11 protein-coding genes are annotated in these 10,723 nt (G+C 71.7%); 4 read left to right on the plus strand and 7 right to left on the minus strand.

Going from position 1 to position 10,723, the window contains the following annotated elements:
- Positions 1 to 112: 112 nt before the first annotated feature.
- Positions 113 to 1,207: a GNAT family N-acetyltransferase gene (locus ACZ60T_RS32400; RefSeq protein WP_469669208.1), complete on the minus strand. Its 1,095-nt coding sequence runs from the start codon at positions 1,205 to 1,207 to the stop codon at positions 113 to 115.
- Between the two features lie 4 nt (positions 1,208 to 1,211).
- Positions 1,212 to 1,535 (minus strand): hypothetical protein, encoded by a 324-nt coding sequence (locus ACZ60T_RS32405; protein ID WP_469669209.1) that lies wholly within the window; start codon positions 1,533 to 1,535, stop codon positions 1,212 to 1,214.
- Between the two features lie 469 nt (positions 1,536 to 2,004).
- On the opposite strand from ACZ60T_RS32405, the gene ACZ60T_RS32410 reads away from it, so the two are divergent.
- Positions 2,005 to 2,802 (plus strand): SGNH/GDSL hydrolase family protein, encoded by a 798-nt coding sequence (locus tag ACZ60T_RS32410; RefSeq protein ID WP_365633140.1) that lies wholly within the window; start codon positions 2,005 to 2,007, stop codon positions 2,800 to 2,802.
- Positions 2,803 to 2,816: 14 nt separating this feature from the next.
- On the opposite strand, the gene ACZ60T_RS32415 is transcribed toward ACZ60T_RS32410, so the two are convergent.
- Positions 2,817 to 4,460, minus strand: a complete 1,644-nt coding sequence (locus ACZ60T_RS32415) for a serine/threonine-protein kinase (protein WP_469669210.1) — start codon at positions 4,458 to 4,460, stop codon at positions 2,817 to 2,819.
- Between the two features lie 343 nt (positions 4,461 to 4,803).
- Here ACZ60T_RS32415 and ACZ60T_RS32420 point away from each other — a divergent pair, with 343 nt between their 5' ends.
- Complete coding sequence (locus ACZ60T_RS32420; protein WP_365633135.1) at positions 4,804 to 5,073, plus strand: hypothetical protein; 270 nt, start codon at positions 4,804 to 4,806, stop codon at positions 5,071 to 5,073.
- A 187-nt stretch (positions 5,074 to 5,260) separates the two neighbouring features.
- On the opposite strand, the gene ACZ60T_RS32425 is transcribed toward ACZ60T_RS32420, so the two are convergent.
- From ACZ60T_RS32425 to hmgA, 3 genes are read right to left on the minus strand one after another with little or no spacing between them, the layout of a single operon-like run.
- Entirely contained in the window at positions 5,261 to 6,430 is a 1,170-nt protein-coding gene (locus ACZ60T_RS32425; RefSeq protein ID WP_469669211.1) for a type ISP restriction/modification enzyme, read from the minus strand.
- Between the two features lie 7 nt (positions 6,431 to 6,437).
- Positions 6,438 to 7,187 (minus strand): GntR family transcriptional regulator, encoded by a 750-nt coding sequence (locus ACZ60T_RS32430; RefSeq protein WP_469669212.1) that lies wholly within the window; start codon positions 7,185 to 7,187, stop codon positions 6,438 to 6,440.
- A 27-nt stretch (positions 7,188 to 7,214) separates the two neighbouring features.
- On the minus strand, positions 7,215 to 8,531 hold the full coding sequence (gene hmgA / locus ACZ60T_RS32435; protein ID WP_365633126.1) for a homogentisate 1,2-dioxygenase: 1,317 nt from the start codon (positions 8,529 to 8,531) through the stop codon (positions 7,215 to 7,217).
- Between the two features lie 223 nt (positions 8,532 to 8,754).
- On the opposite strand from hmgA, the gene ACZ60T_RS32440 reads away from it, so the two are divergent.
- Positions 8,755 to 9,294, plus strand: a complete 540-nt coding sequence (locus tag ACZ60T_RS32440; protein WP_469669213.1) for a hypothetical protein — start codon at positions 8,755 to 8,757, stop codon at positions 9,292 to 9,294.
- 76 nt (positions 9,295 to 9,370) lie between these two features.
- Positions 9,371 to 9,988, plus strand: a complete 618-nt coding sequence (locus tag ACZ60T_RS32445) for a TetR/AcrR family transcriptional regulator (protein ID WP_469669217.1) — start codon at positions 9,371 to 9,373, stop codon at positions 9,986 to 9,988.
- Here ACZ60T_RS32445 and ACZ60T_RS32450 read toward each other — a convergent pair.
- Positions 9,933 to 10,723 (minus strand): RNA-guided endonuclease TnpB family protein (locus ACZ60T_RS32450; protein ID WP_469669214.1); only part of this gene is annotated, 791 nt, incomplete at its 5' end. The genes ACZ60T_RS32445 and ACZ60T_RS32450 overlap by 56 nt on opposite strands.

The following is a 10,723-nucleotide window of genomic DNA, read 5'->3' on the forward strand; positions in this document are numbered from 1 at the left end:
TGGAGCCGCCTGAGAGTGCACCGATGCGAGTAGAAGTATGACGGTATTGACGGTTGAGTCCTTATGGCAAGCCCTGAGACGTCTCCCTCGGTTTCGTTGATTTGGCCGTAACTCAACCCCTGGAGCGGATTCGTCCCATCCGTTTGAGCAGTCGATCGGCCGGTTCGAACAGCTCCGGTCGCGCCAGCACCGCGTTGCGCAGCGCCCGGACCGGGGCGCGTCGCGCCCGATGCCCGTACGCCACCGGGTGACGGCGGGTCACCCACCCCTCGGACACGGTGATCTCCCGTGTCTTCAGGGAGTCCTTGTATTCCTTCTGGCCCCGCCCGAGGTCCAGGTACGCGATGCCGTCGGCGGCAGCCGCCTCGGCCATGCGCAGATGCAGGACCAGCCCGGGGGAGTACTTCGCGAACTCCGTGTCGTACGCCGGGAACCAGCAGGCGAGCACCCGCTCGGTGCGCAGTCCGAAGTGCGCGGCGATCGGCCGGTCGCCCGCGTAGAGCACCGAGAGGATGCCCGCGAACGGCTCGGAGCGGGTGTGGAAGAGCTGATGCGTCAGCTCGTTGATCCAGGGGTGCGCGAAGCGGTCGCTGCGCCCGGTCCTGCGGTACTGCGCGGACTTCCAGGCCATCAGCGTGTGCAGGGCGGTCTGGTCGCGCTCGTCGTGGACGTAGCGCACCTCGCCGACGTCCCGCCCTAATTTACGCTCCTTGGCGAGTGTGGTGCGGGTGAACTTCGGGGAGCGCGCGCAGAGTTGGCGCAGGTAGGCGTCGTAGCCCTGGTCGACGTCCATGACCGGTGACGGGAAGGTGCCGGAGGCCGACGCCTCGAACGGCCGCTGGCCTTCGGCGAGATGGTCGAACTCCCAGACGGCGAGGTGGCAGGCGCGCAGCAGTTCCTGCGCGTCCCAGGTGAAGCCGGGGCGGTGCACGAGGCCTTGGCAGTCGGAGACCCCGAGGCCGACGGCCCGGCCGACCCCGGTGGCGGTTCTCTGGAACGGGAAGAACGCGGCGGGCTCGTCGCCCTCGTAGACCACCGCGATCCGGGTCCCGCGTCTGGTGCGGCCCACGGCGAGCGTGAACTCGGGGGCCAGGAAGGGGTTCGCCAGTTCGGGCGAACCATGAAGGTGGGCCTTCGCCTGCAAGGCCGTCCACGCCGCCCGGTCGGCGGAGCTGAGGTCGCCGGGACGGAACACCCTGATGTCCACGTTGTCAGGCCCGTCTTCTCGCCGTACGGCCGCGCCGGTGCCGTACCAGTACCAGCAGGAGAACGAGGGAGCTGAGCACGGTCACCGCGACGACGCCGCCGTGCACCGACCAGCGGTGCACGGCCAACATCCCCTGGGCGACGAGCAGATCGACCGCGAGCGCCCCCGCGACGGACACCACCGCGCGGGCGAGGGGATCCAGGCCCCGCAGCGCGGCTCCGATCGCCGTCGCCGGCGCGGCGAGCAGGAAGAACAGGGTCAACGGGCCCCGCAGCGGCGTGTGCTGGTCGCCGAGCGCGAGGAGCGCGCCGACCACCGCGATGGCCACGGCCGCGCCCATGAGCAGCGGTAACAGGTCCCTCCCCGAACCCTGTCCCGGCCGCCCGTCCTCACCTGGTGAAGATGGCTTGATCCGTAAGGTCTGCATGGGCGACTTTGCCCCCCGAAGCGCCGGATGCCGGGCTTCAATGTCGCGCAGGCGACAGGGGTCCGTCAAGACACAGATGTCGCACTTACGTGTTCTTGGCTTGGTCTTGCCATGGGCTCCAGGGAGGGTGTCGAGGGGCAATGCCAAGAGGCCCGGAGCGCGATCTTCCGCTCAGGGCTGAGAGAAGAGTGATCCAACCTGACCAGGAATTCAAGGGGTTGGAACGCACCTCTGCGGCGGAATCGAACGAGTGGTGGATGCGGGGAGAAGAGATCGGGGCTGACCCCGAAATCTTTGGCATGGACACTTCCGGTCAACGCGCGTAGCTGGTACATCAGTTGCGCACCGTTCCTGCCAAAAGGAGATTCCCGTGAGACGTCCCCGCCTTGTGGCGTACGTGACTTCGCTCTTCCTCGCCATCGGCATCGCCCTCACTGGGGCGGCCTCGGCCCAGGCCTCGACCGGGGCCTATGTGGCCCTCGGTGACTCCTACTCATCCGGTGTCGGCTCCGGCAGCTACATCAGCTCCAGCGGCGACTGCAAGCGCAGCACCAAGGCCTACTCGTACCTGTGGCAGGCGTCCCACGCCCCGTCCTCGTACAGCTTCATGGCCTGCTCGGGCGCCGTCACCACCGACGTGCTCAACAACCAGCTCGGCGCCCTCAACTCGTCCACGAGCCTCGTCTCCATCAGCATCGGCGGCAACGACGCGGGCTTCGCCGACGTCATGACCAACTGTGTGATCGCCACCGACAGCGGCTGTCTGTCGAAGATCGCGACGGCCAAGGCGTACGTCGACTCGACGCTGCCCGCCCGCCTCGACGCCGTCTACAACCAGATCCGGGCCAAGGCCCCCTCGGCCCGCGTCGTCGTCATGGGCTACCCCCGCTTCTACAAGCTCAACACGACCCTGTGCCTCGGGCTGTCCGAGACCAAGCGCGCGGCCATCAACGGTGCCGTCGACTACATCGACACCGCCATCTCCAAGCGCGCCGCCAACCACGGCTTCGCCTTCGGTGACGTCCGCTCCACCTTCAGCGGTCACGAGATCTGCTCCAGCGACTCCTGGCTGCACAGCGTCGACTGGCTGAACATCGGCGAGTCGTACCACCCGACCGCGGCCGGTCAGTCCGGCGGCTACCTGCCGGTGCTCAACAGCCTGGCCTGACGGTCACTCGACGGTCACTCGTCGGAAGGGGAGGCCCCGCCTGTCGGGGTCTCCGTTTCGCAGGTCACCGAGAACGGCACCGAGCCGGACGTGACCTGTACCGGACCTCGTACCTCCACACCGATCCGGTCCCGCACCGGACTGTCCAGGTCGTAGGCCGTGACGACGACCCTCCGCCGCGCCGTCCGCTCCCCGCCCGCAGGGAGGGACAGGGTCTCCCAACCCCGCTGCGCGACCTGCCCCGTACGCGCCACCCAGCGGTAGGACACCTCGGTCGGGACCCTGTTCACCAGGAACGTCGCCGTGAACGCGGGCGCCTGCGCCGTCGGCGGCGGACAACTGCCCGAGTAGTCGGTGTGTGTGCCCGTGACCGTCACCGACACCGAAGGGGCGGGCGGGCTCGGGGTGTGACTGCCCTCGCTCGTCGGGGTGGTCGGGGTGGTCGGGGGAGAGGAAGGGGCGTGCGTGGGCGAGGAGTTCGCGCCGGTGCTCTCCGTGGTGCCGCGACGGGTGGCCGTGCCCGACCTGTCGCCGCCCGTGTCGGTGCCGTGCGTGGCCACGTCGCCCGTCTTCCCGTCGCCGCCACCGCCGTTGTCGCGGTTCACCAGCGCGTACGTCAGTCCCGCCACGGCCAGTACGAGCACGGCGAGGCTCGCCACCAGGACCGCGACGGCACGGCCGTTGCGCGGCGCGGGCTCGGGCTCGGGCGGCGCGGGGGCGACGGGCCCCGGTGCGAAGTCGGGCCCGGGGGCGGGCGGACGAGCGCCCGGGGGATCGTAGACGGAGACCGTCACGGTCGACGCGTACGAGGTGGCGCCCCTGCGCGGCGCACCGCCCGCGCCGATGAGCCGCAGGTCCCGCTCGGCCTGCGCGGCCGGGAGGCGCTCGGCCGGGTTCTTGCGCAGCAGCCCCTGGATCACCCCGGCCAGCGGGCCCGCCCGCAGCGGCGGCGGCAACTCCTCGTCCACGACCGCCCGCAGCGTGCCGAGCGGAGTGTCCTGCCGGAAGGGCGACCAGCCCTCGACCGCCGCGTACAGCAGCACACCGAGCGACCACAGGTCGGCCTCGGGCCCCGGCGCGTGCCCCAGCGCCAGCTCGGGCGCGAGGAACTCCGGGGAGCCGACGACCTCGCCGGTCATCGTCAGCGCGGCGCTGCCCTCGACCCGGGCGATGCCGAAGTCCGTGAGCACCACCCGGCCGTCGCTCGCCAGCAGGACGTTGCTCGGCTTGACGTCGCGGTGCAGCACCCCGGCCGCGTGCGCCGCGCGCAGGGCGGAGAGCACCTCGGCACCGATGGCGGCGGCCCGCGGCGGCGTGAGCGGACCCTCCGCGTCCAGCAGATCCGCCAGGGAGATGCCGCGCACCAGCTCCATCACGATCCAGGGGCGGCCGTCCTCATGGGCCACGTCATGGACCGTCACCACGTTCCGGTTCGCCACCCGGGCCGCGGCCCAGGCCTCGCGCTCCAGCCGTGCGTACAGCCGCTCGACCTCCGCCGCCCCGAACCCGGCCGGGGCCCGGACCTCCTTGACGGCCACCTCCCGGTGCAGGACCTCGTCACGGGCCCGCCACACCGTGCCCATACCGCCCTCGCCGAGGCGGGACAACAGGCGGTAGCGCTCCGCGATCACACGCTCTCGGCCGGACTCTTCGGACACGGGTGCCCCCTTCGCATCCGCGCGATGTATCCACTCCGCGTGATTTCTCCCCCAAAGTAGCTCAAGGCAGTGCGATTGCCGCCCCCTTGAACACCAGTCCGGTGCCGGTCGGCGCGCAAGGATCACGACGGCGATCAGGGGGCGGCCCGCTGCGGCCGTACGGCCCGCCGCCACCAGCCGTTCCGCGCGTCAACTCGCCCTGTACCGAGCCGGATTCGCGTGATGGCCGTCAATCCCCTTACGCAGAAGGTGAATCATGGGCCCGCGATACACGAGTGCCGCCAGGGGGCGATAGGGTTACTCTGCCCGGGGCCGGGCGGAGTCGTAGCGGGTGGGGAGTGCCATGGAACAGATAACAGTGCGCAGCAGGGCAAGGGTCCCTGCCATCGTCTGCGGGAGCAGTGCGACCAGCTCGCGCCTGGACCGCCATCTCTCGGTGCTGGCGGGCCCCGCGCTCCCGCAGCGCGAGACGGCCGAGGCGACCTTGCTGATGCGTGAACTGACCGCGCGGAGGCCCGCGTACGACCACTCCGGCAGGGGTGCGCGCGTGAGGGGCGTCTCGCTCTTCGCGCCGCTGCGCCGCCTGCGGCGTTCGCTGTTCGGCGGACGCTGAGCGACACCGGCGTTCCTCCCGCCGCCCGCGAGGCGGGCATTCCGCAAGGGCCCGCGCCCAGGCCGTCACACCGTCCCGGCACCGCGCTGCGATCTCGTCGTCCGTCATCCCCACGGCACGCCGCAGCGCCTCGGTGTGAGTCTCGGGCGCGGGCACAACTCCCCGCCCCACGCCCCATGGCGCCCTGCTAGAGCAACGCGAACTGCCCCTCAGGTCCCTCCTCGTGGTGGTCCAGCACCGAGGCCGGGCGGCGCGACGCATCCGGTACCGGGAGTACGCCCGCCGTGCGCAGCTCCTCGGCCGTGACGAGGGCTGTCGGCGCCAACTCGGCCTGCTGCGGCGCGAGTTCCGCCAGCAGCGCCAGGACCGTGATCAGTTCCAGCAGTTCGGACGTCCAGGCCTGCGGCCAGACGGCCGGGCGGATCGCGGCCAGTGTGCCGGGCTCCGGCTCGGCGGTCCGGGCCGCGAGCCACTCCTCCAGCACCCGGACCCCACCCGCCTCGAAGTCCCAGGCCCGCCGCGGCACCGGGGCGATACGGCCCCCGTCGAGATGGAGCGCCTCCTCGTCCCGGTCGTAGTGGAGCGTCACGGGGCGCGCGGGCAACGGCGCGCGCACGTACGGGCGACGGCCGCCGGGCAGCTTGGGGCGCTCACCGTCCCGGCGCGTCAGCCACAGCATCCGGCGCCCCAACTCGACTCCGCGCGCCCACAGTTCACCGTCGGCCGTGAGCGGGACGGCAAGACCCCCGGGGCCGGACCGTACGGTCGCCACACTCCAGGCGAGGACGTCCACCGGCTCCGGACGCTGCCCCAGCCGGTCCGCCAGATACGTCAACAGGCCCGGCGCCAGGTTCGGTTCCGTGCCGCCGGGGCGCCGGTACAGCGGGCGGACCCGGCCGGCCCTGAGCGTCGGCAGCAGTGACGTCACCAGCAGGCAGGGGCCCGGGGAACCGGCCGCCGTCTCCACGGCGAAGATCTGCCGCGCGTCCGCCACCCGCCACAACTCCGGGCGCGCGGCGTCGATCAGCCGGGCGTCCGGGATCAACCACTGCTCGTCGAACGGCCCGTGCAGCACCCGGACGGGCCGCGCACAGGGGCCCGAGGCGCGCAGCAGCCGCCCCGTGCCCCCGGTCTGTCCCGGCAACTGGCCGACCGACGTCCGCAGCGTGCGCGCACGCGTGGGCTCGAACAGCGCCTCCCGCGCGGGCCCTTCGGCCCGTATCAGAGCGTCCCAGCGGGCGCTGAGCGCGTCCGCGTCGGGTGCGCACGGCCAGGTACGGCCCGGCCGCACGGGTGCGACGGACCACGGCAGGAGATCCGCGAGCAACGGAGCGTCGTCGTACGGCACGCCCGGCATCGTACGGTCAGGTGGCCTCGAGGGTGACCGTGAACGAGAAACGGTCCCCGCGGTAGTGGATCACCGCCACGTCGAGCGGTCTGCCGTCGGCGTCGTACGTGATGCCCGTGTAGTGCAGGATCGGGCTGAGCAGCGGCACCTGGAGCAGCCGCGCCGTCTCCGGGTCGGCCAGCCGGGCCTCGACGGTGTCCGTGATCCGGCTGATGTCCGCGCCGACGACGTCTCGCAGCACCTTGGTCATCGGCCACCGCGCGAGATCCTCCCGCTCGATGTACGGGGCCAGTTCGGGGCGGACGTAGTTGCGGGCGTGGTTGGTCGGCTCGCCGGTCTTCTCGTCGCTGCGCAGCCGGTGGTACGCGGCGACCTCCGTGAGATCCGGGAAGTACTCGGCGAGGCCGACCGGCACCGGCACCCGGCCCTGCTCCAGCAGTTCGCTCGTCATCCCGGACTGCTGGGCCACGATCGCGTCCACCGAGCCCAGCAGCCGCACCGGGGTGCCCCGCCGCGCACTGGGCTCGATGAACGTGCCGCGCCGCCGATGGCGGCTGATCAGCCCCTCGCCCTCCAGTTCCTTCAGTGCTTGCCGCATGGTCAGCACGCTCACCCCGTAGTGCCCCGCCAACTGCTCCTCCGTGGGCAGGCGCAGCGGGTCACCGGGCGAGCGGCCGAGTATCGAGGCACGGAGCGACTGCGACACCTGGTACCAGAGCGGCAGCTTGCGGTTCAGGACGATCGAGTCGGGGGCGAAGGAGGACACGGAGCTATGCGTACCGGTCGGCGGCGCTCAGCGCAACGGGCGGAAGTGGCGTTCGAGGCCCTGCCACACGTCGTCGTACGCGGGTTGCAGATGCTCCGCCGCTGCCGCGTGCGGGGTCAGGGTCAGCGGCCAGCGGGTCTCGAACATGAACGCCAGCCCGTCGTCGATCTTCTGCGGCTTCAGCTCGGCGGCGCTGGCCTTCTCGAACGTGTCCCGGTCCGGGCCGTGCGCCGACATCATGTTGTGCAGCGAGCCGCCGCCCGGCACGAAGCCCTCCGCCTTGGCGTCGTACGCGCCCTCGACCAGGCCCATGTACTCGCTCATCACGTTCCGGTGGAAGTACGGCGGCCGGAACGTGTCCTCGCCGACCAGCCAGCGCGGCGCGAAGACGACGAAGTCGACGCCCGCGAGCCCCGGGGTGTCGCTCGGCGAGGTCAGCACCGTGAAGATCGACGGGTCCGGGTGGTCGTAGCTGATGCTGCCGATCACGTTGAAGCGGTGCAGGTCGTACACGTACGGCACGTGGTTGCCGTGCCAGGCGACGACATCGAGCGGCGAGTGGTCGTAGCGGGCCGTCCAGAGGTTGCCGCAGAACTTGTTCACCACCTCGACCGGGCCCTCGACGTCCTCGTACGCGGCCACCGGGGCGCGGAAGTCCCGCGCGTTGGCCAGGCCGTTGGCGCCGATCGGGCCGAGGTCGGGCAGCCGGAAGGGCGCCCCGTAGTTCTCGCACACATACCCGCGGGCGTCGTCGTCCAGCAGCTCCACCCGGAAGCGCACTCCGCGCGGGATCAGCGCCACATGGCCGGGCTCCGCGCGCAGCAGCCCGAACTCCGTGCGCAGCAGCAGCCCGCCCCGCTCCGGGACGATCAGCAGCTCACCGTCGGCGTCGCTGAACACCCGGTCCATGGACGCGTTCGCGTGATACAGATGCACGGCCATGCCCGCGCGCTGCGTGACGTCGCCGTTGCCACCGAGGGTCCACAGGCCCGCCAGGAAGTCCGTGCCCGCCGCGGGCTTCGGCAGCGGGTTCCAGCGCAGCCGGTTCGGATCCGGCACGGTCTCCGTGAACGGCCCCGAGCGCAGCGCGCCGTTGTCCGTGCGAGTGAAGGCCGGGTGCGCCGCCGAGGGGCGGATGCGGTACAGCCACGAACGGCGGTTGTGCGCCCGGGGTTCCGTGAACGCCGCGCCGCTCAACTGCTCCGCGTACAGCCCGAGCGGCGCGCGCTGCGGGGCGTTGCGCCCCTCGGGCAGGGCGCCCGGCACCGCCTCGGAACTGTGCTCGTTGCCGAACCCGGAGAGATAGGACAGCCCCTCCGCGATCTTCCTCGCGTCCCCGTTCATCGCCACTCCCTCGTCGCTGATTCCTATGCCACACCGTAGGATTCGGGGGTCGGGTGCGCAAGGGGCGCGAAGGAGCGGATGAGCACCCGTCAGATCCGCCCGGACGCGCCGGACCACCCCGGACGCGCCGGATCGCCCCGGACCGGCCGAATGCGCCCGCGTGCGCGAGAACCCCGCCCGCAGGGGGATCCGCCCGCACGAGGGGTGCCCTACCCTCCCCGGTATGTCGTGGACGCGTGGACCGCTCGCCGTGCTCGCGATGGCCGCCCTGCTCGGTGGCGCGGCGGGCTGCGGCTCGGGCGACGGACCCGAGCGGGAGCGGGAGGGCGAGGTGACGGTCTCGCCCGTGGGCAAGGTGCTGGACCACACCGACGAACAGGGGCGGCACTACCGGGAGATAGGCAAGGACGGCGCGCCCGAGGTGACCGTCGAGGTCCAGCCGGACGAGGGCGACGGCTGGGAAGTGCGCCTGACCGTCCGCAACTTCCGCTTCTCGCCCCCGAGGACGCGCCCGGTGGCCACCGCGGGCCACGGCGTCGCCCTGCTCTACCTGGACGGCCACCGCCTCGCCCGCCTGCGCACCGGCGAGCACCACCTCTCCGGCCGACAGGTCCCCCGCGGCACCCACCAGCTCACGGCCCGGCTCTACGCGGACGACCTGACCGTCTGGGCGGTACGCGGCACGGCGATCGAGAGCACGGCCGACATCACGGCGTCCGCGCCCGGCGCGCCACCGGCACCGGCCCCCTCGGGCGCGGGATGACCCGCGGACGCCGGGCCGCCCCGCGGACGGGCCGAACACGGGGGCGAGGTTCACCGCTCCCCGGCGGAACGGCATGATGAGGCCCGTGCCCCAAGCGAGTCCGCTGCGCCGCCCACCCGTCCAACGCCGAAGCGCCGAACGGCTGTCCAGGATCCTCGACGCCTGCGCCGACCTCCTCGACGAAGGCGGCTACGACACCCTGAGCACCCGTGCCGTGGCCCTGCGCGCCGGGGTGCCGATCGGCTCCGTGTACCGCTTCTTCGACAACAAGCGGGCGATGGTCGACGCCCTCGCCGAACGCAACCTGGAGCGCTACACCGAGCGCGTCACCCGCCGCCTGGCCCGGACGGCCGGCGAGGGCGGCTGGCGCGCCGCCATGGACGCGATCCTGGACGAGTACCTGGACATGAGACGCACGGCCCCCGGCTTCGGTCTGGTCGACTTCGGCAACCAGATCCCGGTCGGCGCCCGCGCCGAACCCAACCGCCGCGTCGCCGACCGGCTGACGGACCTTCTCTCGACGTATCTCGACAGCACACCCGACGACGACCTGCGCCGCGTGTTCCTGATCGCCGTGGAGACCGCCGACACCCTGGTCCATCTGGCCTTCCGGGTGGACCCCGAGGGCGACCCGAAGATCATCGAGGAGACCCGCACGCTGCTGCGGGGGTACCTGGGGCGGGCGTTGACTTGACGTGCTCCCTGGCCTGAAGTCCAGGGATTCCGGTCTGGGTCGTCTGACCCTTCCGGGGGCTTCCTGCTTCACCGCGCTGTGCGGGCACGTGTGCCCGTCTTACCGGCGCTCCACAGGCGTTTAGCGTCTCCGCCCGTCCGGCGGCGACGATTCGGCGTCCCTCGAAGAGGACGTTGCGGGCTGCGTTGTGGTCGCGGTCGTGCATGGTCCCGCAGCCCCTGCACGTCCACTGCCGGACGTGCAGGGGTTTGGGGCCGTCCCGGTGTCCGCAGGCCGAGCAGATCTGGGAGGACGGGAAAGTACGGTCCACCTTGGCGAAGGTGCGGCCGTGCAGAACCGCCTTGTACTCCAGCATGCCGACGAACGCGGACCATCCCGCGTCGTGCACGGACTTTGCGAGCCGGGTCCGGGCGAGGCCGGACACCGCGAGGTCTTCCACGAACACCGCTTGGTTGTCGCGGATGATCTGTGTGGATACCTTGTGGTGCCAGTCCCGCCGCCGGTCCGCCACCCTGGCATGCTGGCGTGCGACCTTGATACGGGCCTTGGCCCGGTTCTTCGAACCCTCGGCCTTACGGGACAGCCCCCGCTGAAGGCGCCTGAGCTTCTTCTCCGCCCGGCGCAGGAAGCGCGGGCTGTTGATCTTCCGGCCATCGGACAGGACGGCGAAGGCGGACAGGCCGAGGTCGATACCGGCGTCGGTCTCCGCCTCGGGGAGGATGTCGGGCTCGGTGT

The sequence above is a fragment of the Streptomyces sp. NPDC104371 genome, from assembly GCF_055583785.1.